This window comes from Actinomadura sp. NPDC048394 (genome assembly GCF_040651755.1).
Taxonomy (GTDB): domain Bacteria; phylum Actinomycetota; class Actinomycetes; order Streptosporangiales; family Streptosporangiaceae; genus Spirillospora; species Spirillospora montaniterrae.
This window is the reverse complement of record NZ_JBEZJL010000059.1, coordinates 41,459-66,799: the sequence shown is the minus strand read 5'-3', so window position 1 is coordinate 66,799 and position 25,341 is coordinate 41,459. Positions and strand designations below refer to the sequence as shown.

Here is a 25,341-nt window from a genome sequence, read left to right as displayed (position 1 = left end):
GATTCTCAGCCGGGAGTCGGCCCCGCGCGGGCGGGGGGGGGGGGGGGTCGGGGCCGGCCCCCCGCCGTCCGGGTTCACAGGTAGAGGCCGGTGCCGTGCTCGGGGCGCTCGTTGGCGACGGCGTGCAGGTCGCGTTCCCGCATCACCAGGTAGTTCTCGCCCTGGATCTCGACCTCGTACTGGTCGCCGGGGTGGAACAGGACGCGGTCGCCGACCTTGACCGTGCGGACGTGGTGGCCGACCCCGCACACCTCGCCCCAGACGAGGCGGTTGGCCTGCTCGACGGTCGCCGGGATCACGATGCCGGAGGTGCTGCGGCGCTCGCCGGCGTCCTTCTCGACCTTGATCATGACACGGTCGTGGAGCATCTGGACTTCGAACTTCGGGTCGGACACGCTGGAGAGTTTATCCGTCCCCGCGAGTCAGGGCGGCCCACGAGCCCCGGATGATCTCCGGGAGCGCGGACCGCTCCGGCCGCCAGCCGAGCTCGGCGCGGATCGCGGCGGCGTCGCACACCAGCACGGGCGGCTCCGGCTGCGGCGGGCGGCGCAGCGTCGGGACGGGCCGCCCGGTCGCCTTCTCGACCGCCGACACGACCTCGTGGACGGCGGTCCCGGTGCCGCTGCCGACGTTGTAGACCCGATCCTCGCCGAGTTCCACCGCCTCCAGCGCGGCGACGTAGGCGGCGGCGAGATCGTCGACGTGCAGGAACTCGCGGACCGCCAGCCCGTCGCCGTTGATCTCCAGCTGGGGCGCGCGGCCCGCGGCGACCGCGAGCGCCTTGGGGATCAGCCGGGTCTCGTCCGGGTCGACCCGGCCGTCCACCGAGCCCGCGACGTTGAACGTCCGCAGCACGACCGCGCCGATCGCGCCGGTCCGGGCGTGGTACCGGACGGCCTGCTCGGCGGCCAGCTTCGACGCCCCGTATGGGTTGGACGGCGCGGTCGCCTCGGTCTCCGGGATCGGCTGCCGTTCTGGCGTCCCGTACACCGCGGCGGTCGACCCGAACACCACGCGCGCCCCCGCGGCGGCGTGCAGCACGTTGACCGTGCCCTGCACGTTGGCGGTGAAGAAGCGCAGCGGCTCACGGAACGACTCGCGGACGCGGGTGAGCGCCGCGAGATGGCACACCCCCTCGTACTGCCCGGACGGCAGCGAGCCCGGGTGCAGGACGTCGCCGCGGACGGGCCGCACCCCGTCCGGCAGCTCGGCGTCCCGCCGTATCAGCCCGTCGACGTCGTGCCCGGCGGCCACCAGCCGCCGCGCCACCGCGTACCCGATGTAACCCGCCGCCCCCGTCACCAATACGCGCATGGGTCACAGCATTGCCGGAGGCGGGCCCGCGGCGCCAATCGCTGCCCGCTTCCGGCCGGGCGGAGGCTAGGGAAGGTCGGTGACGCGCGTGTAGACGCCGGGATAGCCGGGCTTGGCGCAGCCGTACGCCCAGGACGTGAGGGCGACGACGCGGCCGCCCGCCAGCAGCGGCCCGCCGCTGTCGAACTGGCAGGTGTCGGCCTTCGGCGACCCGGCGCACGCCATGTCGGACGCGTCGTAAAAGCCGCCGTAGGCCTTCTCGCAGGCGGCGTCGCCGGGCAGCGGCACCTGCGCGGCGCGCAGCCGGGTGTTGAACCAGTCGGACTCGGACGTGGTGCCCCAGCCGGCCACCACGCCGGTCGCGGCGGACCCGGGGGAGCCGAGCGGGACGGTCGGCCGGTCCACCCGCCGCGCCAGGGTGAGGACGGCGAGGTCGTGGTGGCTGACCGTCTCGCCCTTGAAGGACGTCTCGCTGTACTCCGGGTGCAGCTTCACGGACTTCACCGGCACGCTCTCGCCGCCGCTGCCGGACAGGTCGTCGCGGCCGAAGGTGACCTGGAGCAGGCCGGGCACGCCGCGCAGCACCGACACGCAGTGCCCGGCGGTGAGCAGCTGGTCCGGCTTGATGAGGACGCCGCCGCAGAACTGGCCGGCCGGGCGGACGAAGAAGACCGGCGAGCCGACCGCCGCGAGCCACGGGTAGGAGGCGGCGGAGGCGGGCGCGCCGCCGACCACGGCGGACGCGGGGGACGCGGCGAGGGGCACGAGGGCGGCGCCGAGCGCGGCCGCGGCGAGCGCGGCCGTGCCGAGGGCCCGGACTGGCGTCGCTCTGCGGGCGCGCGCCCGGCCGGGCCGGGGCGCCGCCCCCCGAAGCGATCGGGAGAAGGGGGCCATTCCGGCAATGTAAGGGATCAAGGCAGGGCGCGCACGCCCTTCCGGCGGGCGGCCCGCGCGGGCAGCGCCGCGGTGGCGCCCGGCTCCTCGTACCGCGGGAAGGTCACCAGCGCGACCAGCGCCAGCACGAAGCCGCCGGCGCGCAGCAGGAACGGCAGCGCGTCCCGGGGCCACTCCTCGCCGAACAGGACGGTGCTGCTGACGATGAGGTAGCTGCGGCCGATGACGGTCAGCACGACCGCGACGATCGCCACGCGGCAGCGCTGCAGGGCGATCTGCAGCTGCCCGAGCGCGATCGCGGCCAGCCCGAGCGTCAGGTACGGGTAGGCGGACTCCAGGACGGCGCGCAGGCTGCCGGTGTCGGCGTAGACGAGCGAGATGCCGCGGATGCCGGCCTCGGCGAGCCCCGCGCAGGCGCCCGCGCCGATGCCGTAGGCGACCCCGGCGAGCTTGCGGGCGTGCCGGCCGCCGGCGCGCCGGTCGCCGACCAGCCACACCAGCCCGGCGATGATCACGGCGGGCGCGCAGATCGCGAGCATCGTCCAGGGGGACTCGAGCGTGCCGACGAGCGTGGCGTGCGCCGCCGGGGTGCCGTCCCCGGTCGCCGACAGCCCGATCAGCACGGTCGCCAGCACGAACAGCGCGACGCTGGCCCACTCCCGGAGGCTGAGCCGCTCGCCGAGGAACCACACGGCGTACCCGACGAGGAACACCAGGCTGACCGCGAAGATCGGCTGCGCGACGGCGAGCGGCATCTGCTGGAACGCCACCACCTCGTAGCCGAGGCCGAGGAACAGCAGCAGCCCGCCGCCCAGCCACACCGGGTCGGTGAGCATGAGCCGGGCGACCCGGAACGGACGGCTTCCCCTGAGCGGCTCCATCCGGCGCGCGGAGACACGGAAGACGAGGAAGGCGATGTAGTAGACGGTGGTCGCGATCAGAGCGAGGGCGGCGTAACCCAGGTCGTGACCCATCAGGGACCTCTCGGCGGATCGGGGGCGGGCGGAACCGGGGTTCCGCGCGCCTGAGAACCGCCGGAAGTCCAACATGCCGTGTCGGACTCCGTGTGACAAGACCGTGACGCTTGACTAATTGATCAATCGTAGTGACGGCCCGTGTCGGACGACAGGCGCGCGACCAGCCCGCGCGGCACCAGGCGGGTGAGCGCCACGATCGCCTTGTACTGCGCGCCGGGCACGCTGATCTGCGCGCCGCGCCGCAGGTCGCGCAGGGCCGCGTCCACGACGTCGGCGTCCTTCAGCCACATGAACTCCGGCAGGCCGGACATGTCCATGCTCGCCCGCTGGTGGAACTCGGTGTGCGTGTAGCCGGGGCACAGCGCCATCACCCGGACGCGCCCGCGCGAGCGGCGCCGGATGTCGGCGGCCACGCCCTGGCTGAAGTTGACCACCCACGCCTTGGACGCACCGTAGGTGCCGCGCGTCGCGAACGCCGCGACCGACGCGACGTTGACGATCCCGCCCCGGCCGCGCTCCAGCATCCCGGGCAGCGCCGCGTGGGTGAGCCGCAGGACGGCCTCGCAGTGCACCTTCAGCATCGTGATCTCGTCCGCGACCGGCACGTCGAGGAACACGCCGTTGTGGCCGAACCCCGCGTTGTTGACCAGCAGGTCGACGTCCTTGCGGACGCGTTCCTCGGCGGCGGCGAGGCCCGCCTCGGTGGCGAGGTCGGCGGTCAGCGTCTCGGCGCGCACCCCGTACCGGTCGCGGAGCTCGCCGGCGGCCCGCTCCAGCCGTTCGGTGTCGCGGGCCAGCAGCACCAGGTCGAACCCGTCGGAGGCGAGGCGGCGGGCGAACGCGGCGCCGATGCCCGCGGTCGCGCCCGTGATGAAGGCGGTCGGCATGCCTCCGAGCCTAACCCGGCGGCTACCGGGCGGTAGCGCGCCGCACCGTGAAATGCCGCGGGTCGGGGCGGCGGGTCGCGTTGCGGTAGGCGAAGGTGAAGCCGGGCCAGTTGTTGACGACCTTGCCGTCCTCGGTCATGTACCAGCTCTGGCAGCCCGCCTCCCACACCGTCGCCCGCATCCGCTCCCGCATCTCGCGGGTGAACGCGTCCTGCACGTCGGGCTTCACGTCGATCCAGTCCAGGCCGTGCCGGCGCAGCGCCTCCACGCAGCCGAGCACGTACCGGAACTGCGACTCCAGCATGTAGATGATCGAGTTGTGGCCGAGGTTGGTGTACGGCCCGTACAGCAGGAACAGGTTGGGGAAGCCGCTGACGGTGATGCCGAGGTGCGCCTGCGCGCCGTCCCGCCACGCCTCGTTCAGCTCCCGCCCGTCCCGTCCGACGATCTTCATCGGGGACAGGAAGTCGGTGGACTGGAACCCGGTCGCGTAGATGATCACGTCGACGTCGTAGTGCTCGCGCGCGGTCGCGACGCCGGACGGCGTGACGCGCTCGATCGGATCGGTGATCAGGTCGACGTTCGGCCTGCCCAGCGCCGGATAGTAGGTGTCGGACAGCAGGATCCGCTTGCATCCCATCCGGTACCCCGGGACGAGCCGGCCGCGCAGCGCCGGGTCGTCGACCTGCTCCTCCAGGTGCTTGCGGAAGCCCTTCTCCATGAGCCCCATCAGCTTCGGGTACTTGACGAAGCCGAGCGCGCGCGACTCGAACATCGCGTAGATCCGGGCGCGGCTCAGCGCGTACGCGCCCGGCACGGTCCGCAGGACGGCCTTCTCCCACGCGCGGTACGGCCGGTCCGGCTTGTCGATCACGTACGGCGCGGACCGCTGGAACAGCCGCAGCTCCGCCGCCTCCTTCGCGATCTCCGGCACGATCTGGATCGCGCTCGCGCCCGTCCCGACCAGCGCGACCCGCTTGCCGCGCAGGTCGGTGCCGTGGTCCCAGCGGGAGGAGTGGAAGCTCGTCCCGGTGAACGACTCGCGGCCCTCGACCGGCGGGAGCGCGGGCCGGTTCAGCTGCCCGCACGCCGACACCAGCACCCGCGCGTCCAGCTCGCCGGTCGTCGTGGACACCCGCCACAGCGCCGCGTCCTCGTCGAACCGCGCCTCGGTGACCTCGGTACCGAACCTGATCTTGTCGAGCACGCCGTACTTGCGGGCGCAGTGCCACAGGTAGTCGAGGATCTCCGGCTGCGGCGGGAACCGGCGCGTCCAGTCCGTCTTGCGCTCGAACGAGAACGAGTACAGGTGGGACGGGACGTCGCAGGCGGCGCCGGGGTAGGTGTTGTCGCGCCAGGTGCCGCCGAGCCCGTCGGCCTTCTCCAGGACCACCACGTCGTGGACGCCGGCCTCCCGCAGCCGGATCGCCATCCCGATGCCGCCGAACCCGCTTCCGATGATCACCACGCTGTGCGCCATGGGCCGTCCCGAATCTCGTTCTGTACGGTATCCCCGAGCGTAGGTGACCGGAAGGTCACTGACCAGACACCCGGATCGCCGGTTTTGTCGGTCACCCCTGCCACCCTCACGGCCATGCTCTACGACACCCTCGTGGCGGCGGCGCGCAAGGGCGACGCCCTCGACGACGTCCGCCTGGCCGCCCTCGACCGCGGTCGCGGGCTCGTCGCCCTGCTCGACCGGGCGCGGAGGAACACCTGGGACGCGGCGAAGGCCCCGGAGGACTACGCCGCGTACGCCGCCGAGGACACGGCCGTCCGGGGCGACCTGAACCGGTGGCTGGACGGCTGCGCGGGGGCGGACGCCAGGGCCGCGCTGCTGGTCCTCATGCTGGCCGCCTGCCTTGACGACGCGCCGCTGTGGCGCCACCAGCGCGACATGTCCCGCCTGGCGGCGCGGACGGGCGGCTGGACGCCCGCCGAGGCCGAGGTGCTGCTCGGGTGCGCCGCCGACCACCGCGGCGGTTCCTGGTTCGGGGACACCCTGATGATCGCGCTCACCGCCGCCGGCGCGCTCGACGCCGGCGGGCGCCGGGCCGTGGGGCCCGCGCTCCGCCTCGCCCATCAGGCGTTCATGGAGGGCCACATCGGCTCGTACGAGCGTCCGATGATCGCGAAGCGGCTGCGCGCGCTCCTGGCCGACGTCGGCGACTCCCTCCCGGCCGGGCTGGTCCCGAGCCGCGACGCGTGGGCGGCGCCGCTGCGCGAGCGCGCGCGGGAGGCGCCGGAGGCGGACGTGGCGTCGTTCATCCGGCACCTGGACGGCCTGTCGTCGCCGCGCCCGTCGCAGAAGTGGCGGCGGACGTGCGTGTCGCTCGCGGACGCCGCGGACGCGCGGGGCGCGGTGGCCGAGTGCCTGCGGATCCTCGCCGAGGGCGAGCCCCTGTGCAGCCGGGAGCACGGCGGCCACGCCGGGTGGGTCGGCGACCAGTACCACTACCACTACCTCGTCCACCAGAACCACGGGGACCTGGCGCGCGGCGTCGTCTGGGCGGCGACGGTGACCGGCGGCGCGGAGACGGTGCCGCTGCTGGGGGCGCTGGCGCTGCGGACGGGGGCGCGCGGCGATGTCACGCAGGACCTCAAGCTCGCGGGGGCGGCGATCAACGCGCTCGGCGCCGTCGAGGACGCCTCGGCGCTGGCGGAGCTCGGCCGGCTCCAGATGAAGATCAAGGACCGGGCGCTGCGCAAGCAGATCGGCACCGCCCTGCGGGCCGCCGCGGAACGGCAGGGGATCACGCCCGAGCAGCTGGTGGAGCGCGGCGTCCCCGCCCACGGGCTCGGCCCGGACGGGACGCTGGAGCGCACGCTCGGCGCGCACGTCGCCCGCATCGCGATCGAGGACGCGGCGACCGTCCGGCTCACGTTCGCCGGCGCGGACGGCCGCGCGTCCCGGACGGCCCCGGCGGCGGTGAAGGACGGGTTCGCGGACGAGCTGAAGGAGCTGAAGGCGCTCGCCAAGGAGATCCGCGGGACGCTGTCGGGGGAGCGGGCGCGCATCGAGGCGATCATGTCGGACGGCGCGCGGGCCTGGCCGTACGGCGAGTGGCGCGAGTACTACCGGGACCATCCGGTCACCGGTGCCGTCGCGCGCGGGCTGATCTGGGAGTTCCAGGGCGAGGACGGCGCTTGGCGCGCCGTGATGGACGCGCCGGACGGCGAGCCGGTGAACGTCCGGCTGTGGCATCCGGCCCGCGCCGCGCTGGACGAGGTCCGCGCCTGGCGGGAGCGCGTCATGGACGGGCGGGTCCGGCAGCCGTTCAAGCAGGCGTTCCGGGAGATCTACCTGCTCACCCCCGCGGAGGAGGAGACGAAGACGTACTCCAACCGGTTCGCGGCGCACATCGTGCACTACCGGCGCCTGTACGCGCTGTTCAAGGAGCGTGGCTGGCAGAGCAACTTCCTCGGTTCCTACGACGGCGGTTACAACGGCGAGGCGCGCGGCGAGTTCGGCGGCGGCGCGTGGCGGGCGTGCTTCTACCACGAGCCGGTGGAGGAGGGGTTCGACTACACGCCCGAGTACGCCGCGACCGACCAGGTGCGGTTCGAGCGCAGAGACGGCCGCCGCTGGCTGGAGGCGCCGCTCGCGGAGGTGCCGCCGCTGGTGTTCAGCGAGGCGATGCGGGACGTGGACCTGTTCGTCGGCGTCACGTCGATCGCCGCCGACCCCGAGTGGGCGGACCGGGGCGAGGACCGCTACACCGCGTACTGGCGGCAGGCGACGTTCGGCGAGCTGACCGCGAGCGCGGAGGTGCGGCGCGCGGCGCTGGAGCGGATCCTGCCCCGCACGAAGATCGCCGGGCGCTGCGCACTGGACGGGCGGTACCTGGTCGTCCGCGGCGACCTGCGCACCTACAAGATCCATCTGGGCTCGGGGAACATCCTGATGGAGCCGGACGGCGCGTACCTGTGCATCGTGCGGGGCGGCCGCACGGGCGGCGGCACGGTGTTCCTGCCGTTCGAGGACGAGCGGCTGTCGCTGATCCTCAGCAAGGCGTTCCTGCTGGCCGCCGACGCGAGGATCACCGACGAGACGATCCTGCGCCAGCTGTCACCGGCACGATGATCCTTACCGAACGGCCCGGCCGGGGCGGGAGGATCTGCCAAGATCGCGACATGTTCGACGACCTCCGGGCGCACCTCACCGCGCTCGACGGCCCGTGGCCCACGAAGAAGTGGCCCACCAGGAAGCGGCCCGCGGCGACGTGGGCCGGACCCTCGGCGGCCCCGGCCCCGCCCCCGCCCCCCGACGACGGCGTGCCCGACGTGCCCGCGCACGGTCTCGGCGGGGACGGGTCCCTCGCCCGCGACGTCGGCGGCTACCAGGCCGTCCTCGCGATCGAGAACCCGCTGACGGTGCGGCTGACCTATGTCGGGTCGGACGGGTACCCGCTGCCGACCGTCCCCGGTGCGCTGAAGGTCCCGCACGCCGCGGAGATCCGGGAGCTGAAGGCGCTCGCGAAGGGGGTCCGCGGCACCCTCGCGGACGAGCGGGCCCGCGCCGAGGCGCTGATGGCGGCGGACGGCCGGTCGTGGCGGCACGGCGCGTGGCGGCGCGAGTGGCTCGACCATCCGGTGAGCGGCGCCGTCGCCCGCGGCCTGATCTGGGAGTTCCAGGACCCGGACGGGATCTGGCACGCGGCGACGCCCGGCGAGGACGTGCTGGTGACGGTGGACGGGCGCGCGCTGCCCGTCCCGGCGGACGGCGCGCGGGTGCGGCTGTGGCATCCGGTGCGGGCGCGGCCCGCCGTGGTGCGGGCGTGGCGCGACTTCGTGATCGACAACCGGATGGTGCAGGCGTTCCGGCAGGCGTTCCGGGAGGTCTGCGTGCTCGGCCCGGACGAGGCGGGCGCGGCCCGCTCGGACCGGTTCGCGGGGCACATCGTCCGGTACGCGCGGCTGCGGGAGCTGTTCCGGGAGCGCGGCTGGCGGCCCGACCACCGCGGCCGGCTGCACGGCGGCGCCCCGGCGGCGGCGCGGCGCGTCCTCGACGGCGGGTGGCGCGCGGTCCTGCGCTACGACCCGGCGGAGGCGGCGGGGCAGGGGGAGCACGTCGTCACCGGGCATGTGCGGTTCGAGCGGCGGGACCGCCGGCACTGGAGCCGCGCGGGGCTCGCCGACGCGCCGCCGCTGGTGTTCAGCGAGGCGATGCGCGACGTCGGCCTGTTCGTGGACGCCGCGTCGATCGCCGCGGACCCCGACTGGCCGGACGGCGAGGACCGCCACCACCTGCACTACCGGCGGGAGGCGGCGTTCGGCCGGCCGGGCGCGGCGGCGGAGGTGCGGCGCGCGGCGCTGGAGCGGATCCTGCCCCGCACGAAGATCGCCGACCGGTGCGCGCTGGACGACCGCTTCCTCGCCGTGCGGGGCGAGCTGCGCGCCTACCGGATCCATCTCGGCACGGGGCACGTGCGGATGGAGCCGGACGGGACGCTGCTGCGGATCGTGCCGGCGCGCCGCAAGGGGCAGTCGAGGCTGTTCCTGCCGTTCGAGGACGAGCGGCTGTCGCTGATCCTCACCAAGGCGGTGCTGCTCGCCGCCGACCACAAGATCGCGGACGAGTCGCTGCTGCGGCGGATCAGGACGGGGGTCTGATGGACGGCCCGGCGGCGCGGATGCTGCGCGCCATGACCGCCCCGGCGCCGGAGGACGAGGGGTTCCTGAGCGCGTACCCCGACCTGTCCCTGGTCTCCGACGAGGACCTCGGCACGCTCCTGCCCGCCGCGTACGCGGCGCCGGCGGAGCCGTTCGTCTCGACGCGCGTCCGCTTCGCGGTCGAGGACGCGGCGAAGGAGCGGCAGCCGCGCTACACGCCGGACGCGTGCCGCCGCATGTTCGACGCGCTGGTCCAGGGCCTGGATAAGCGCCAGTGGGCGGACGTGCGGCTCGGCGCCGGGGCGCTGCTGCGCTGCACCGGGCCGTGGCCGGACGTCGCCGGTCAGGCACGCACCCTCGTCCGGTTCCTGCTGGACGAGGGGCGGCTCGGCCAGCCGTACGCGCTGCTGGCGGTCGCCGGTATCGCGGACGCCGGTCTCCTGCGCGAGGTCGCGGACCGGCTCGCGGACGGCGGCGGCCCGATAGCGCGGGACGAGATCGACGCCATCGCCGCGCTCACCGCGCCCGAGCGCGTGGTCGTGGCCGAGTTCGCCGCCGACGACTCCTACACCTCCCCGCCGACCGCACCGGACGCCGCCGGGAAGGCCGCGGACGTCCCGGCGTACGCCGCGTTCGCACGCCGTGCCCTGGAGGCGGCGGCCGAGCGGGCCCGCGCGATCCAGGACGGGACCGTCCCCTACCGGGCCGACAAGGCGTTCGCGTCCGGCGAGGTGAAGGCGCTCGGGCACGCCGCGAGGATCGCGCTGCTGCGGGACGAGCCGTGGCTGCCCGCGCTGCTCGCCCGCCTGCTGCCGGACGTGTCCGTCGCGCCGACGCAGGCCAGGACGCTGCCGTCGCAGGCGCTGCTGTACGAGATCGTCCGGGCGGCGCAGGATTACCCGATCCCCGAGCTGGTCACCACGATCCGGACGGTCCGCGGCTCGGTCCGGCACGCCGGGGTACCGAAGCAGCTCGACAAGATGCTGAAGAAGGTCGAGGCGGCGCTCGCGGAGCGGGCGGAGGTCGCGCTCCGCCTCCCGGACCTCGGCTTCGGCCCGGACGGCGCGCACCGCCGCGTCCTCGGCGCCTACACGGCCGTCGTCACCGCAGCTGAGAAGGCCGAGTTGGCCTTCGAGAAGGACGGCACGGCGCTGAAGGGCGTGCCCGCGGCCGTCCGCCGCGACCACAAGGCCGAGGTCAAGGAGCTGCGCGAGCTCGTCAAGCGGGTCGACGCGCACCTGACGACCCTCGTCCGGGCGCTGGAGGGCGGGTACACGGCCGGTGCCGTCCACCGGTTCGGCCCGTGGCGGGACGGCCTGGCCCGGCACCCGGTCGCGGGCCCGACCGTCCGGCGGCTGATCTGGGAGATCGAGGAGGCGCCGGGGGAGTGGCGGGCGGTGCTCCGGGAGACCGGCGGCGTCCCGGACGCGCCGGACGCGGCGGGCGTCCGGCTGTGGCATCCGATCCGCTCGTCCCCGGACGAGGTGCGCGCCTGGCGCGACCTGCTCATCGAGCGGCGCATCCGGCAGCCGTTCAAGCAGGCCTTCCGCGAGGTGTACCTGCTCACGCCCGCCGAGGAGCGGACGGGCACGTACTCGAACCGGTTCGCGGCGCACCTCGTCCACTACCGGAAGATGTTCGCGCTGTTCCGGGCGCGCGGCTGGACGAGCCGGCTGCTCGGCCCGTGGGACGGCGGCGCCGAGGACGAGGCGTCGCGGGTGCTGGCCGCGGGGGAGTGGCGGGTCCGGTTCGCGCACGTCCTGGCCGACTGGCAGGACGAGCTGATGATCGCCGGCACCGACCGGGTCGCGTTCGCGCGCCGCGACGGCGGCGCGTGGCGGGACGCGCGGCTCGCCGACGTCCCGCCGCTGGTGTTCAGCGAGGCGATGCGGGACGTGGACCTGTTCGTCGGCGTCACCTCGATCGCCGCCGACCCGGAGTGGCGAGGCGACGGCGAGCCGCGCCGCTACTGGGAGCGGTCCGGGTTCGCGGAGCTGACCGAGAGTGCCGCGTCCCGCCGCGACGCGCTCGAGCGGATCCTGCCCCGCACGAAGATCGCCGGGCGCTGCTCCCTGGACGGCCGGTTCCTGGTCGTCCGCGGCGACCTGCGCACCTACAAGATCCATCTGGGGTCGGCGAACATCCTCATGGAGCCGGACGACGCGTACCTGTGCGTCGTCCCGGCCGGTCGCGCCGCCGGCGGCACCGTGTTCCTGCCGTTCGAGGACGGCCGGCTCTCGCTGATCCTCAGCAAGGCGTTCCTGCTCGCCGCCGACGGCGGGATCACCGACGAGACCATCCTCGCCCAGCTCAAGGGAGGCGCCCGATGACCGCCGTGACGTTCCGCGACGAGACCGCGACCGGCACGCCCGTCGCCGCGTTCGAGGTCGGCGGGCTGCCCGCGCGGATGACCGTCCGGGAGCTGATCCGGCTGCGGGTCCGCGAGGAGGTCGCCCGGTACAACGCCCGCCCGTCCACCCGGTTCAACGGCCTGGTCCGCCCGGACGACGCCGAGACCGAGCTGAACGGCTACCGGATGCGCGACCGCCGCCCCATCGACTGGGAGCGGCAGGCGGAGATCGCCGAGCGGGCGTTCCTCGGCAACGGCTTCTTCGTGCTGGCCGGGGACCGCCAGGTCGAGGACCTGGACGAGGAGATCGACCTCACCGGCGACCCCGACCTGGTGTTCGTCAAGCTGGTCCCGCTGGTCGGCGGCTGATCCGCGGCCGGTCAGCCGAGCAGGCCGAACTCCTGGGCGCGCAGCCCCGCCTGGAACCGGGACCCGGCGTCGAGCAGGGTGAGGATCTCGGCGACGCGGCGCCGGTAGGTGCGCAGCGACAGGCCGAGCTGCCGGGCGGCGGCCTCGTCCTTCAGCCCGCCGGCGAGCAGCCGCAGGATCCGCCGGCTCTCCTCGCTCAGCGCGGGCGGCCGCTCGCGCCGGTAGTCGGCGAGGTCGGCGGAGGTCTCCCAGGTCGCCCAGAACAGCGACACCACGCCCTTCACCACGCTCGGCGACCGGACGACGGTGTACTCGCGCACCCCGTTCTCCGGCGGCCCGGCGAGGATCGCGGTACGCCGGTCGACGATGATCGTCTCGTGCGGCAGCGGCGTCGTGCAGATCCGCACCCGCGCGCCGCCCTTGGCGATCTCCACGAGCCGCCGCTCGGACTCCTCGTCGGCGAGCGCCGCCGGGTTGTGCAGCTTGTACGCGGCGGGCCGCGGCACGAGGCTGCGCCGGTGCGCGGCGATCCGCTCCCGGATCTCCGGCATGGCCCAGGTGTTCATGTCCGTGGCGGCGCACGCGAACTCCTCGCGGGCGAGGAACAGCCGCCAGGCGCGCTCGATCAGCTCCCGCTCGCCGCGCAGGATCACGTTCTGGTCCACGTCCACTGTCATCACCGGCCAGTCTGCCACGCGGGCGGGACGGGGTGGCAGCAAGATGCCAGCGGCTCGTCCGGGCGCGACCTGCGCAGCACAGTGGGACGCATGACGACACCGACCACGCGTAACGACCATTTCGACCTCGGCGGCGACCTGCGGATCTCCCGGATGGGCTTCGGCGCGATGCGGCTGCCGGCCAGCACCCGCGGCGGCGCCCCCAACGACCGGGACACCTCCCTCCGGGTGCTGCGCCGCGCCGTCGAGCTGGGCGCCGACCACATCGACACCGCCGCGTTCTACTTCCACCCGTCCGGCCTCGCCGCGAACGAGATGATCCGCAGCGCCCTCGCGCCCTACCCGGACGGCCTCGTCATCGCCACGAAGGTCGGCCCGTACCGGGCGCCGGGCGACCCGTACCCGAGCGGCCAGCTCCCCGCGTCCGGGCTGCGCGCCGAGGTCGAGCGCAACCTGCGCGAGCTGGGCCGCGACAGCCTCGACCTCGTCTACCTGCGTCCCGGCGGCCTGGAGACGCCGCTGGACGAGCCGATCGGCGAGCGGTTCGAGATCCTCGCCGGGCTCCGCGAGGAGGGGCTCATCCGGCATCTCGGGCTCAGCCACGTCAGCGCGGCGCAGCTCGCCGAGGCCCGGACGATCGCGCCCGTGGCCGCCGTCCAGAACAGGTTCGACATCACCCAGCCCGCGGACACCGAGCTGCTGGCGATCTGCGAGCGCGACGGCATCGGCTACGCCCCGTACTTCCCTCTCGGCGGCTTCGGGATCCCCGACGACGACCGCGTGAAGGCCGTCGCCGCCCGCCACGGCGCCACCGTCCCGCAGGTGCTGCTCGCGGGCCTGCTCGCGCTGTCGCCGGTGATGCTGGCGATCCCCGGCACCGGCTCCCCGGCGCACCTGGAGGAGAACATGGCCGCCGCGGAGCTGGCGCTCAGCGCCGCCGACCTCGCCGAGCTGCGCGCCTAGCCGGGGCTCGGGAGGACCGGGCCCGGGACGCCGGAGCCCGGGAGATCGGCGGTGAGATCGGCGGCGGCGAGGTCGATGATCGGGTCCGGCTCGGGCGGCTCGGCCTCGAGCGCCGCCGCGCCCGGTGCGGGGACCGGCCGCCGGGGGACCGGGGCCCCGGACGACCCGCCGCGGCCCCGGTACACCACCAGGCCGTTCACCGGGTCGGGGACGGCGTCCAGGGCCGCGCGCACGACGGGCAGGGCCCGCCACGCCTCCCACTGCTCCTCGTCCTCGAAGAACACCTCGAAGACGACGCCCCAGCTGTGCGCGTGCCATTCCCAGTGGAGCGCGCCGTAGGTCAGCGCGGTCTCCGCGAGCGTCTCCTGCCACGACCGTTGCCAGGCGGACGCGGGCAGGGACGCGTCGAACACCTCGATGGACCACCATTCCGCAGCCATGGCACGACGCTAGGCCGGGACCCGTCCCGGGACCAGTGCCCGCCCGGGAAGGACCCCCTGGCGCGCGGCCGCCGAGGGGGCGTGCCACCGGCGCCCGCCGCAGGCTCTACCCTGAACGTCGGCTCGATCAGGGAAGGGTGATGATGTCGGCGACGCGGCTGCTGGTCCTCGGCGGGGTGCGGCGGTTCGGCTGCGCCCACGGGTACGAGGTCCGCCGGGAGCTGATCTCCTGGGGCTCGGACGAGTGGGCCCACGTGAACCCGGGCTCGATCTACCACGCGCTGCGGCAGCTGGCCAAGGAGGGCCTGCTCCTCGCGCACGACGTGGAGGAGAGCGACGCCGGGCCGCCGCACACCGACTACGAGATCACCGACGCGGGCCGGGAGGAGTTCTTCCGGCTGCTGCGCTGCGCGATCTCGACGGTGGACATCCGGCACCCGGAGATGCTGACGGCCGGGCTCGCCTTCCTGGCCGAGCTGACCCGCCCCGAGGCGATCGAGCTGCTCCGGCAGCGGCTGGACGGCCTGGCCGCCCGGCGCGCCAACGTCATGCCGCTGTACGAGGCGCCGGCGGACCCCGCGCACCTGCACGAGCTGCTCGGCTGGTGGGTGCACTCCGCCGACTCGGCGATGCGCTGGGCGCGCGGCCTGATCGAGCGCCTGGAGGCGGGCGACTACGTCATGGCGGACGAGCGCTAGCCCTCCTGGTCGCCCGTCAGCTCCCAGCCGCCGCGGCGGCGCAGGACGAGCGCGAAGTACCCCGCGGACACCGCCATCACCACGACCGTGACGATCAGGCTGGGCCGCCCGACCTCGGGGTCCTCGGCGTTCTGGTAGATCACGTACCCGAGGGCGGCGAGCGCGGCGACCGGCGCGACCGGGAACAGCGGCATCCGGTACTTCGCGTGCGCGGTCGTCCCGTTGCGGCGCCCGGCGATCACCGCCAGGCACAGCGCCGCGTACACCGCCACGAGGGACGTGCCGGTGACGACGAGCAGGAACTTCTCGTCCAGGAAGCAGGCGGCGGCGCTGAGCACGCCGGTGACGACCGTGGCGATCCAGGGGGTGCCGAACCGGGGGTGGATCGCGGTGAGCGCCCCGTCGATCCGCGGCGTCCAGGTGCCGTCCCGGCCGGAGCTGAAGATCAGCCGGGCCGTCAGCAGCATGATCGCTATCACCGCGTTCAGGATGGCGAGCGCGATCGCCAGGCTGATCACCGTGTTGAGGGCGTGGCCGCCGCGCGCGGTGACGAAGTACTCCATCATCGCGTCCGAGCCCAGCAGCTCCTTCAGGTCGGGGGCGCCGAGCAGGACGGCGGTGACCGGGACCAGCTCGGCCGCGACGGTGATGCCGAGCGCCCACAGGATCGTGCGCGCGACGGCGCGCTGCGCGTCGTGGGTCTCCTCGCCGAAGTACACCGCGGAGCCGTAGCCGTTGTAGGCGAAGATCGCGACGGCGGTGGCGGCGGCGATCAGCCCGGCGGACGTGGCGGCGAGGCCCCCGCCGTCCGCCGCCGCGACCGGGTGCGCGAGCAGGTCGGTGAACGGCCGCTCGACGTGCAGGAACCCGAGCCCGGACAGCACCAGCAGCGCACCCATCTCGATCGCCAGGAAGACCCCGGTGACCAGGGCGTTGACCTTGATGTCGAGGATCGCGACGACGGTGGCGACGGCGACCGCGAGCGCGGCGACCACCGGGCCGTCCAGGCCGTGCACGAGCACGCCGAGGTAGGTGCCGACGCCGAGCGCGATCACCGCGAGGATCAGCAGCTGGGTGATGAGGATCAGCCCGAGCACCACGAAGCCGGGCAGCCGGCCGAGGGTGCGGCCGACGATGGCGTACTCGCCGCCGGTCAGCGGGTACGCCGACGACAGCTCGGCGTACACGAAGGCCATGAGGACGCCGACGGCGCCCGCCGCCGCGAAGCTCCAGAACGCGCCGGTGCCGGCCTGCGCGATCACCCCCGGCGCGATGATGAAGACCGACGACGCGGGCGTGACGGCGGACAGCACGATGAGGAGCGCGCCGAGGGTGCGCAGCCCCCGGTGCAGGGCCGGGGGCCGGCCGGCGGCGGCCGGCGGGCGGACTTCGGATGCGGCCATGGGGCACCTCCCGACGGAGTTCTTTGAACGAGTATCAAAGAACCCTGGGGCATCGGGTCAAGCGAGACGCCTGTAACATCTCGGTCTCGGATGCGTGTGCGCCCGTCCTGACTTGAATTGTCTGAATGATCTTCGGAGAATGTCGACCATGGCACGACCCAGCAGGGCCGCCGAGAAGCGCACCGAGCTCGTCGCCGCCGCGCGCCGCGCGGTCGCCGAGCGCGGCATGCTCGGCCTGCGGCTGCGCGACGTGGCGGACCAGGCGGAGATGTCGCCCGGCTCCGTCCTGTACTACTTCCCCACGCTCGCCGACCTGCTCCGCGAGGTGCAGCGCGAGGCCGTCGACCGGTTCTGCGCCGCCCGCGAGGACGCCGTCCGCGCCGAGCCCGACCCGCGCCGCCGGCTGGCCGCGATGATCGCCAGCGGGCTGCCGTCCGGGCCCGGCGACGAGCTGTGCGTGCTGCTGTACGAGCTCGGCACCGTCTCCCGCCGCGACCCGGCGTACGCCGCCGAGCACATCCGGCTGTTCGAGCGGCAGGCCGGCGTCTACGCGGGGATCCTGGAGGCCGGCGCCGCCACCGGCGCGTTCCGGCTGACCCGCGACGCCGCCGACATCGCGCGCACCCTCGTCGCGCTGGAGGACGGGTACGGTCTGCACATCGTCAACGCCGTGCCCGCCGTGGACGCGGCGCACGCCGCGCGGCTGCTGCGCGCCTACGCCGCCGACGCCACCGGCCGCGACCCCGGCGACTTCGACCTCGACCGCCGCGACCTGGAAGGTGACACATGACCCGCGCCCGCGCCCTCGGCCTGCCGCTGCCCGGCGACACCGGCCCCCTCAACGCGATCACCGACGTGCCCGGCGTCGAGGTCGGCACCGTCACGCTGGTGTCCGGGGACGGCCCGCTGCGCCCCGGCGAGGGTCCCGTCCGCACCGGCGTCACCGCGCTGCTCCCGCGCGGCCGCGCGGGCCTCGCCGACGCGTGCGCGGCCGGGGTGTACTCGCTCAACGGCAACGGCGAGATGACCGGCACGCACTGGATCGCCGAGACCGGCGCCCTCAACACCCCCGTGCTGATCACCAACACGCACGCCGTCGGGACCTGCCACCGCGGCGCCATCGACTGGATGCTCCGCGAGAGCCCCGGCTCGGAGGACTGGATGCTGCCCGTCGTCGCCGAGACCTGGGACGGCTACCTCAACGACGTCGGCGGCGCCCACGTGCGGCCCGAGCACGCCGTCCAGGCGCTGGACGCGGCGCGCGGCGGCCCCGTCGAGGAGGGCAACGCCGGCGGCGGCACCGGCATGAACTGCTACGGCTTCAAGGGCGGCAACGGGACGTCGTCGCGGGTCGTGCGGTACGGCGGCGACGCGTACACGGTCGGCGCGTTCGTCCAGGCGAACTTCGGCTCCCGCAAGGACCTCACCGTCTGCGGCGTCCCGGCCGGCGCGGCCCTCGCCGACGACAACCCGATGGAGGACACCGACTGGCTCGGCCTCGCCGGCGCCGGCTCCGTCATCGCGGTCGTCGCGACGGACGCGCCGCTGATCCCCGGGCAGTGCACCGCCCTCGCCCGCCGCGTCCCGCTCGGCCTGGCCCGCACCGGCACCTACGGGCAGCACTCGTCCGGCGACATCTTCCTCGCCTTCTCCACCGCCAACGCGGGCGCGCTCACCGGCGGCTTCCCGGCGGGGGAGGAGGGCTACGAGACGCTGCGGTTCGTCCCGTGGAACCGGATCGACCCGTTCTACGAGGCCGTCGTCCAGGCCGTCGAGGAGGCCGTGCTGAACGCGCTGCTCGCCGCCCGCACCATGATCGGCCGGGACGGGCACCGGTCGCCGGCCCTCCCGCACGACCGGCTGCGGGACCTGCTCGCGGCGCGCGGCGTGCTCTGACCCGCGGCGTGCTCCGACCCGCGGCGTGCTCCGACCCGCGGCGTGCTCCGACCCGCGGCGTGCTCCGACCCGCGGCGTGCTCCGACCCGCGGCTGCGCGGGATCAGGTGTCGTCGAACGTCTGCGGGACGATCACGCGCAGCGCGTTGCCGCGCAGCCGGATCGTCACCGGCGTCCGGCCGCGGACCTCGCCGTCGACGTCCACCCGCATCGGCGGGTCCGTCTCGATCTCCACGTGCCCGGTGGTGAGGAACGCGTCCTCGTCCAGCGTCCGCCACGGGCCGGTCAGCACGTGCCGGGCCGTCGCGGACGCCAGCCGCAGCCGCCGCTCGTCGCCCAGCCGGTAGACGGCCAGCAGCCGGTCGTCGGGGCTCGCGTCCCGCGCGATCCGCTGGCCGCTGTGGTGCGCGCCGTTCGCGACGTTCAGCTGGTGCGTCTGCAGGGTCGTGGTCTCCCCGTCGATCGTGATGCGGGCCGTGAACGCCGCGTGCCGGGGCAGCAGCCCCGCCGCCGTCAGCGCGTACGCGGGACGGCCCAGGTACCGCTTGAGCAGGTGCGGGACCTTCCCCGCGACCTGCACCGACAGGCCGAGGCTGACCATGTTCGCGAAGATGTGCTCGCGGTCGGCGCCCGGCCCCTCGCCCTGCGGATCGCCGGTGCTCTCGAACCAGCCGACGTCCACGTCGGCGACCTTCCCGCCGCCCGGCCCGCCCACCGCGACGGTCCGGACCGCGCCCGGCAGGTCCAGCGGCAGCTCCAGGCTGCGCGCGAAGTTGTTGGTGGTGCCGAGCGGCAGCACGCCGAGCGCGATGTCGCGGTGCGCGAGATGCCCGACGGCCTCGGCGACCGTCCCGTCCCCGCCGCCGACCACGACCAGGTCGGGTTCCAGCGCCAGCACGTCGCCGAACAGCTCGCGCAGCCGGGTCGGGTCGGTCACCGGGAAGACCTGGTCGAAGGCGATCCCCGCCTCGTCCAGCAGGCGGCGCGCCCGGCCGTACAGCCGGCGGCCCCGCCGCGACCGCGAGTTGATCACCAGCACCGCGCGGCCGCCCTTGCCGATCGCCGACTCCAGCTCCGCTTTGCTCCGCATCTCGACTCGGTCGCCCTCCACTCGTTCGCGCCACCCTACCCGGCCGCCGTCCGGGAACCCCGGTCCGCTGCTTTATAAACCCATTACTTCGCGTTGAAACATGGCCGGAAGTGGGGACATTACCGGTGAACCACAGCTGAATGACCGGGACGGAAAATATGTCCATGGCCACCGGGGGCGCCGCCCCGTCCGCAGCACCCGCCGACGACGGCGCGACCGTCGTCGGCGAGCACCGGCCCCGCGGCCGCGTCCTGGACCTCGCGGTCCGCTCGCCCGTCCTCCCCGGCGTCGCGCACGCCCGGCTCCTGCTGCCTCCCGGCTGGTCACGGGACGCCCACCGGACCTGGCCCGTGCTGTGGCTGCTGCACGGATCCGGCGCGGAGCACACCGCCTGGACCGACCACGGCGGCGTCGAGGAACTGATCGGGGACCGCGATGTGATCGTCGCCATGCCGGACGGCGGCCGCTGCGGGAATTACACCGACTGGTGGAATCGCGGCGACGGCGGGGCGCCGAAGTGGGAGACGTTCCATCTGGCGGAGCTGCGGCAGATACTCGAACGCGGATACCGCGCCGGAACGCGGCGCGCGGTCGCCGGGAATGGGACCGGCGGGATGGGCGCGCTCGCCTACGCGGCCCGGCACCGCGGCCTGTTCCGCGCCGCCGCGTCGTTCAGCGGCCCCGTGCACACCCTGCACCGCGACCCGCACGGCCTCGACGTCGCCGACCTGGTCGAGCTGACCGTCGCGATCGCCGAACCCGCCCGCGACTGGACCGACGTGTGGGGCGACCCCGACGAGCAGCGCGTCGTGTGGCGGCAGCACAACCCGTTCGACCTCGCCGACCGCCTCGCCGGCGTGCACCTGCACGTCAGCGCGGGGGACGGGCGGCCCGGCCCCTACGACCCGGAGCCCGGCACCGGCCACGACGTGGTCGAGGCGCTCGCCGGCGCCGTCAGCCGCGAGTTCGCGGGCAAGCTGAAGAAGCTCGGCATCCCGATCTCCACGCACTTCTACCGGGGCACCCACTCCTGGCCGTACTGGCGGCGCGAGCTGCGCGCCGCGCTGCCCGCCCTGCTGGCCGCGATCGGCTAGCTGTACTCGGTCGTGAGGTTGGTGACACGCCGGGTTGGTGGTTGATCAAAGCGAAGACCTCCGAGTGCGGTGGAGATAGCCGTCTTCACCCGTCTCGGAGGTCTTCATGGCCCACGCTAATGCACGGTTGACCGTCCACGGCCGTCGTCTGCTGGTCGAGCGTGTCCGTGTGCAGGGACGCCCGGTCGCGCACGTCGCACGGGAGCTGGGAGTCTCGCGGCAGTGCGCGCACCGCTGGGTGCGCCGCTTCGATGCCGAGGGCATGGCCGGGCTGCACGACCGGTCCTGCCGCCCGCACCGCACTCCCGGCCGCACCACACCGCAGGCCGAGGAACGCGTGCTGGAGCATCGGCGCCGCCACCGCCGGGGCCCGGCCTTCATCGCCGCCGCGACCGGGGTGCCCGAACGGACCGTCACCCGCATCCTGCGCCGCCATGCCGTTCCACGACTGGCCGAATGCGACCCGCTCACCGGCCGCCGCGTCCGGGCCACCCGCCACACCACCATCCGCTACGAGCACGACCGGCCCGGGGCACTGCTGCACATCGACGTCAAGAAGATCGGACGCATCCCCGACGGCGGCGGCTGGCGCGCCCACGGCCGCGACGGCTCCCGCCTGACCCGCCACAAACACGCCCGCATCGGCTACGACTACGTCCACGCCGCCGTCGACGACCACACCCGGCTCGCCTACGCCGAGATCCACCCCGACGAGAAGGGCCCCACCGCGGCCGGCTTCCTGCGCCGAGCCGCCGACTTCTTCGCCGCCCGCGGTATCACCCGCATCGAGCGGGTGCTGACCGACAACGCCTGGTGCTACCGCCACAGCCGCGACTTCGCCACCGCCCTGGCCGATCTGGACGCACGCCACAAACTCATCCGCCCGCACTGCCCCTGGCAAAACGGCAAGGTCGAACGCTTCAACCGCACCCTGGCCACCGAATGGGCCTACCAGCAAGTGTTCACCAGCAACACCCAACGCACCCACCGCCTGACACCCTGGCTGCAGTACTACAACACCCAACGCCCACACACCGCACTCGGCGGTCACCCACCCACCAGCCGCCTGTCACCAACGTCATGACCGAGTACAGCTAGCGGCTGCGGCGGGCCGGGGGCGTCCGGCTAGGGTCGGGGCGTGACTGAACCTCGTTCGGATTCCGCCGTCCCCGCGTTCTGGCAGGCGCTCGGGCTGCCCGGCATCGTCGACGCGCACGTCCACTTCATGCCGCCGCGGCTGATGAGCGCGGTCTGGGCGTACTTCGACGACGCCGGCCCGCTGATCGGCACCGAATGGCCGATCCGCTACCGGGACTCGGAGGAGGAGCGGCTGGCGTTCCTGCGCGGCCTCGGCGTCCGCGCGTTCACCGCCCTGGTGTACCCGCACCGGCCCGGCATGGCGGAGCCGCTGAACGAGTGGGGCGCCGAGTTCGCCGCCCGCGTCCCCGAATGCCTGCAGACCGCGACGTTCTACCCCGAGCCGGGCGCCGCCGCCTACGTGCGGCGCGCCCTCGAGTCCGGGGCCCGCGTGTTCAAGGTCCACCTGCAGGTCGGCGGGTTCGACCCCCGGGACAAGGAGCTGGACGAGGCGTGGGGGATCCTCGCCGACGCCGGGGTGCCCGCCCTGGTCCACGCCGGTTCCGGTCCGGTCGCCAACGGGTTCACCGGCCCGGGGCCGTTCGCCGGTGTGCTCGCCCGGCACCCCCGCCTCACCGCGATCATCGCGCACCTCGGCGCGCCCGAGTTCGACGGGTTCTTCGCCCTCGCCGAGCGGTACGGCGGCGTCCACCTGGACACCACGATGACCTTCACCCGGTTCGCGGGCGGGCTCGGCACGTTCCCCGAGGCGCTCCTGCCGCGGCTCCGCGACCTCGGCCTGGACGGCCGGATCCTGCTCGGCACCGACTTCCCCAACATCCCCTACGAGTACGCCCACCAGCTGGAGGCGCTGGCCGCCCTCGGCCTCGGCGACGACTGGCTCCGCGCCGTCTGCTGGGAGGCCGCCGCCGGGCTCTTCGACCTCTGACGCCGGCCTCTGACGCCGCGGGCGGTCAGTGGTCGCAGGGGGCCGAGCCCGCGTGCTCGTGCGGCTGGTCGGCCTCGCCCACGTGGCGGGGGCCGTGCGAGTCCTCGCAGTGCCCGTGCCGGGACGGGCCGTCCACGTGATCGACCTCCAGCGTCGTGTGGGTGATCCCGTACGAGTCGCGCAGCACGTCCTGCATGTCGCGGCGGACGGCGTGGCAGTCGCCCTCCACGTCCACCAGCACGTGCGCCGACAGCGCCGGATAGCCGGACCCGACCTCCCACACGTGCAGGTCGTGCACCTCCTCGACGCACGGCCGCTCCGCCAGCCGGGCGCCCAGCTCGGACGGGTCGATGCCCGCCGGGGCCGCCTCCATCAGTACCCGCCCCGCGTCCCGCAGCAGCCCGTACCCGGCCTTCAGCATCAGCGCCGCCACCACCAGCGACGCGATCGCGTCCGCCCGGGCGAACCCGGTCGTCCAGACCACGAGGCCCGCGATGGCGGTGCAGACGAACGCGAACAGGTCGTTCAGGATGTGCTGGAACGCGCCCTCCACGTTCAGGCTCGTCCGGTTCGCGCGGCTCAGCAGCCAGGTCGCGGCGAGGTTGACCACGATGCCGGCCAGGGCCGTCCAGAACACGAACTGCCCGTGCACGTCCGGCGGGCTGATCAGCCGGTGGACGCCCTCGTAGACGAAGAACGCCGCCAGCAGGATCAGCGTCAGCCCGTTCAGCTGCGCCGAGAGGATCTCCGCCCGGCGCATCCCGAACGTGAAGCCGCCCTGCGGCGGGCGCGCCGCGATCCGCATCGCGACCAGCGCCAGCGCGATCGCGAACGCGTCGGTCAGCATGTGCGCGGCGTCGGAGAGCAGGGCCAGCGACCCGGCGATCAGGCCGATCGCGACCTCGCCCGCCATGTAGGCGACGATCAGCGCGAGGGCGCCGCCGAGCAGCCTCCGGTCGGCGCCGGCGGAGATGCCGTGCCCGTGGCCGTGCCCATGCCCATGGCCGTGTCCATGCCCGTGCCCGGGGCCGTGCCGTTCCGGCTCGTTCTCCGGCTTCGCGGTCATGCGCCTTCCTCCCCGTGGCCGACGTGGGCGAGGGCGAGATCGAGCAGCATCCGGACGTGCGAGTCGTCGAGCCGGTAGTAGGCCATCCGCCCGGCCCGGCGGACCCGGACGACGCGGTTGGCGCGCAGCAGGCGCAGCGCGTGCGACACCGACGACTCCGACTGCCCGCAGGACGCCGCGATGTCGCACACGCACATCTCTCCCCCCTCGAGCAGCGCGGTGATCACCCGGAGCCGGCCCGGGTCGGACAGCAGCCCGAACACCTGCGCGAGCTCCCCGACCGTCTCCGCGCCCGGCATCGAGGCGGAGACGAGGGCGACCTTCTCGGCGTCGACCACGCGGACGGCGCACGCCTCCGCGGGGACGACGTCTGAAGCACTGCTCATATGTGCAAATGTAGCACCACCGGTCAGAACGCCGCGGGCGACCCCGCCGGGGACCCCTCCGACGGGCCGGGCGGCGCCATCGAGATCACCGGGCTCTGCGGCTCGTCACCGGGCGTCCCGGCCCCGCCGGTGGCACCGCCCGTGCCGCCGGAGCCGTCGCCGCCCGAGCCGCCGTCGCCGGTGCCGGTGCCGGTGCCGGTGCCGGTCGTGGTGCCCGTGCCCGGTCCGCCGCCCGGCGACACCCCCGGCTGCGAGATTTCCGGCCCGGGCGACCCGGCGCCGGGCGACCCCGGCCCGGAGATCCCCGGCTCCGGCGACCCGGGATTCGGCGACCCGTCGCCCGGGACGGGGGAGCCGGAGGACCCGTCGCCCGAGTCGACCGGCGCGGGGGAGTCGCTCGGCGGCGCGGTCTCGGTCGGCGGCAGCGGCTGCGGCGGCCCGTCGTCGTCGCCCGCCGTCGCGCGCGGCCGCTCGAAGCCCATCGTGGCGCCCGGGTCGACGAGCACGAAGACCGTGATCGTGCCCTTCCGGGAATCCCGCGGCCGGATCCGGGTCACATTCCGCTTCTCGAATCCCGGCCACTTTCGGCCACTGTACCGCGCGTTCGACGTTTTGATCTTGCCTTCCGGTGCGGTCAGCGGATTACCGCAATTGCACTTCACCGCCGGCATGCCGTAGCCATTGACCAGAACCCCCATTCCGGCCTGGAGGACGGCGGCGGCGCTCGTCGCCCTCCCGTCCCGGTAACCGTGATTGGTCACCAGCGTGTCGGTGCGCAGCAGCACCGGCGTCAGCCGCGACACGTACCGCGCGATGTCGCTCACCGGGATGCCCTGAACCCTCGCCCACGCGCGCGCCTTGTCCGGGTTGGCCTGCAGGAACGCGACGAGCCTGCGCTGGTCGCAGCTCGAGATCCGGCGCGTCCCGCCGTACAGGCCGGGCGCGTCGCCGTCCTTCGTCCCGCCCCGCGCCGGGCGCGTCGTGACCTTCGCCTGGTCGGTGTTCGCCGCCAGCGTGTACGGGTCGGGGCCCGGCGAGCCCACGGTCAGCCGGGTGATCGCGGCCCCCGCGTCCCCGCAGCCCGCGAGCGTCCCGGCCGCGAGCACCAGCGCGCCGGCCGCCGTGATCACGAGCCGGCCCCGCGCCATTCGTGAATTGATCTCGAGCATGCGTCGTCTCCCGCTCCGGGTGGTGCGAAC

The 25,341-nt window shown here is 74.3% G+C and carries 24 protein-coding genes; 11 read left to right on the top strand and 13 right to left on the bottom strand.

Going from position 1 to position 25,341, the window contains the following annotated elements:
- Positions 1–74: 74 nt before the first annotated feature.
- The 6 genes from AB0C78_RS35125 to AB0C78_RS35100 all read right to left on the bottom strand — a co-directional run bounded on the left by AB0C78_RS35125 (position 75) and on the right by AB0C78_RS35100 (position 5,552).
- Entirely contained in the window at positions 75–395 is a 321-nt protein-coding gene (locus AB0C78_RS35125; protein WP_151541762.1) for a co-chaperone GroES, read from the bottom strand.
- A 10-nt stretch (positions 396–405) separates the two neighbouring features.
- Positions 406–1,314, bottom strand: coding sequence for an NAD-dependent epimerase/dehydratase family protein (locus AB0C78_RS35120; protein WP_360756556.1), 909 nt, complete (start codon positions 1,312–1,314; stop codon positions 406–408).
- A gap of 66 nt (positions 1,315–1,380) precedes the next feature.
- Entirely contained in the window at positions 1,381–2,208 is an 828-nt protein-coding gene (locus AB0C78_RS35115) for a serine protease (protein ID WP_360756553.1), read from the bottom strand.
- Positions 2,209–2,225: 17 nt separating this feature from the next.
- Entirely contained in the window at positions 2,226–3,182 is a 957-nt protein-coding gene (locus AB0C78_RS35110) for a DMT family transporter (RefSeq protein ID WP_360756550.1), read from the bottom strand.
- Positions 3,183–3,304: 122 nt separating this feature from the next.
- Entirely contained in the window at positions 3,305–4,072 is a 768-nt protein-coding gene (locus AB0C78_RS35105) for an SDR family oxidoreductase (protein ID WP_151541766.1), read from the bottom strand.
- A gap of 22 nt (positions 4,073–4,094) precedes the next feature.
- On the bottom strand, positions 4,095–5,552 hold the full coding sequence (locus AB0C78_RS35100; protein WP_360756548.1) for an NAD(P)/FAD-dependent oxidoreductase: 1,458 nt from the start codon (positions 5,550–5,552) through the stop codon (positions 4,095–4,097).
- A 114-nt stretch (positions 5,553–5,666) separates the two neighbouring features.
- On the opposite strand from AB0C78_RS35100, the gene AB0C78_RS35095 reads away from it, so the two are divergent.
- From AB0C78_RS35095 to AB0C78_RS35080, 4 genes are read left to right on the top strand one after another with little or no spacing between them, the layout of a single operon-like run.
- Positions 5,667–8,156: a DUF4132 domain-containing protein gene (locus tag AB0C78_RS35095; RefSeq protein ID WP_360756546.1), complete on the top strand. Its 2,490-nt coding sequence runs from the start codon at positions 5,667–5,669 to the stop codon at positions 8,154–8,156.
- A 50-nt stretch (positions 8,157–8,206) separates the two neighbouring features.
- On the top strand, positions 8,207–9,685 hold the full coding sequence (locus AB0C78_RS35090; RefSeq protein ID WP_360756544.1) for a DUF4132 domain-containing protein: 1,479 nt from the start codon (positions 8,207–8,209) through the stop codon (positions 9,683–9,685).
- The gene (locus tag AB0C78_RS35085; protein WP_360756542.1) at positions 9,685–12,015 is read left to right on the top strand and encodes a DUF4132 domain-containing protein; all 2,331 of its coding nucleotides are present in this window, start codon (positions 9,685–9,687) and stop codon (positions 12,013–12,015) included. Before AB0C78_RS35090 ends, AB0C78_RS35085 begins: the two co-directional genes overlap by 1 nt.
- Entirely contained in the window at positions 12,012–12,404 is a 393-nt protein-coding gene (locus AB0C78_RS35080; protein ID WP_360756539.1) for a hypothetical protein, read from the top strand. Before AB0C78_RS35085 ends, AB0C78_RS35080 begins: the two co-directional genes overlap by 4 nt.
- Before the next feature lie 11 nt (positions 12,405–12,415).
- On the opposite strand, the gene AB0C78_RS35075 is transcribed toward AB0C78_RS35080, so the two are convergent.
- Entirely contained in the window at positions 12,416–13,081 is a 666-nt protein-coding gene (locus AB0C78_RS35075; protein ID WP_360756536.1) for a helix-turn-helix transcriptional regulator, read from the bottom strand.
- Positions 13,082–13,171: 90 nt separating this feature from the next.
- Here AB0C78_RS35075 and AB0C78_RS35070 point away from each other — a divergent pair, with 90 nt between their 5' ends.
- Positions 13,172–14,044, top strand: coding sequence for an aldo/keto reductase (locus AB0C78_RS35070; RefSeq protein WP_360756533.1), 873 nt, complete (start codon positions 13,172–13,174; stop codon positions 14,042–14,044).
- On the opposite strand, the gene AB0C78_RS35065 is transcribed toward AB0C78_RS35070, so the two are convergent.
- On the bottom strand, positions 14,041–14,484 hold the full coding sequence (locus tag AB0C78_RS35065) for a hypothetical protein (protein ID WP_360756530.1): 444 nt from the start codon (positions 14,482–14,484) through the stop codon (positions 14,041–14,043). The genes AB0C78_RS35070 and AB0C78_RS35065 overlap by 4 nt on opposite strands.
- A gap of 140 nt (positions 14,485–14,624) precedes the next feature.
- Here AB0C78_RS35065 and AB0C78_RS35060 point away from each other — a divergent pair, with 140 nt between their 5' ends.
- On the top strand, positions 14,625–15,182 hold the full coding sequence (locus AB0C78_RS35060; RefSeq protein WP_225991810.1) for a PadR family transcriptional regulator: 558 nt from the start codon (positions 14,625–14,627) through the stop codon (positions 15,180–15,182).
- Here the strand turns inward: AB0C78_RS35060 and AB0C78_RS35055 are convergent.
- Complete coding sequence (locus tag AB0C78_RS35055) at positions 15,179–16,585, bottom strand: APC family permease (RefSeq protein ID WP_360756527.1); 1,407 nt, start codon at positions 16,583–16,585, stop codon at positions 15,179–15,181. The genes AB0C78_RS35060 and AB0C78_RS35055 overlap by 4 nt on opposite strands.
- A gap of 148 nt (positions 16,586–16,733) precedes the next feature.
- On the opposite strand from AB0C78_RS35055, the gene AB0C78_RS35050 reads away from it, so the two are divergent.
- Positions 16,734–17,375, top strand: coding sequence for a TetR/AcrR family transcriptional regulator (locus AB0C78_RS35050; protein ID WP_360756524.1), 642 nt, complete (start codon positions 16,734–16,736; stop codon positions 17,373–17,375).
- Positions 17,372–18,481 (top strand): P1 family peptidase, encoded by a 1,110-nt coding sequence (locus AB0C78_RS35045; protein WP_360756522.1) that lies wholly within the window; start codon positions 17,372–17,374, stop codon positions 18,479–18,481. Before AB0C78_RS35050 ends, AB0C78_RS35045 begins: the two co-directional genes overlap by 4 nt.
- A 102-nt stretch (positions 18,482–18,583) precedes the next feature.
- On the opposite strand, the gene AB0C78_RS35040 is transcribed toward AB0C78_RS35045, so the two are convergent.
- Complete coding sequence (locus tag AB0C78_RS35040; protein ID WP_151541778.1) at positions 18,584–19,570, bottom strand: diacylglycerol kinase family protein; 987 nt, start codon at positions 19,568–19,570, stop codon at positions 18,584–18,586.
- Between the two features lie 164 nt (positions 19,571–19,734).
- Between AB0C78_RS35040 and AB0C78_RS35035 the strand changes: the two genes are divergently transcribed.
- The 3 genes from AB0C78_RS35035 to AB0C78_RS35025 all read left to right on the top strand — a co-directional run bounded on the left by AB0C78_RS35035 (position 19,735) and on the right by AB0C78_RS35025 (position 22,690).
- The gene (locus AB0C78_RS35035) at positions 19,735–20,664 is read left to right on the top strand and encodes an alpha/beta hydrolase family protein (protein WP_192808903.1); all 930 of its coding nucleotides are present in this window, start codon (positions 19,735–19,737) and stop codon (positions 20,662–20,664) included.
- 106 nt (positions 20,665–20,770) lie between these two features.
- A complete protein-coding gene (locus AB0C78_RS35030; RefSeq protein ID WP_360756518.1) occupies positions 20,771–21,748 on the top strand; it encodes an IS481 family transposase in 978 nt (325 codons plus the stop codon).
- 54 nt (positions 21,749–21,802) lie between these two features.
- Entirely contained in the window at positions 21,803–22,690 is an 888-nt protein-coding gene (locus AB0C78_RS35025; protein WP_360756517.1) for an amidohydrolase family protein, read from the top strand.
- A 25-nt stretch (positions 22,691–22,715) separates the two neighbouring features.
- On the opposite strand, the gene AB0C78_RS35020 is transcribed toward AB0C78_RS35025, so the two are convergent.
- Genes AB0C78_RS35020 through AB0C78_RS35010 form a run of 3 tightly spaced genes read right to left on the bottom strand, consistent with a single transcriptional unit; the run spans position 22,716 to position 25,311 of the window.
- Entirely contained in the window at positions 22,716–23,756 is a 1,041-nt protein-coding gene (locus tag AB0C78_RS35020) for a cation diffusion facilitator family transporter (RefSeq protein ID WP_360756514.1), read from the bottom strand.
- Positions 23,753–24,142 (bottom strand): metalloregulator ArsR/SmtB family transcription factor, encoded by a 390-nt coding sequence (locus AB0C78_RS35015; RefSeq protein WP_151541782.1) that lies wholly within the window; start codon positions 24,140–24,142, stop codon positions 23,753–23,755. The genes AB0C78_RS35020 and AB0C78_RS35015 overlap by 4 nt, the downstream gene beginning before the upstream one ends.
- A gap of 23 nt (positions 24,143–24,165) precedes the next feature.
- On the bottom strand, positions 24,166–25,311 hold the full coding sequence (locus AB0C78_RS35010; RefSeq protein ID WP_360756511.1) for a DUF6777 domain-containing protein: 1,146 nt from the start codon (positions 25,309–25,311) through the stop codon (positions 24,166–24,168).
- Positions 25,312–25,341 lie beyond the last annotated feature (30 nt).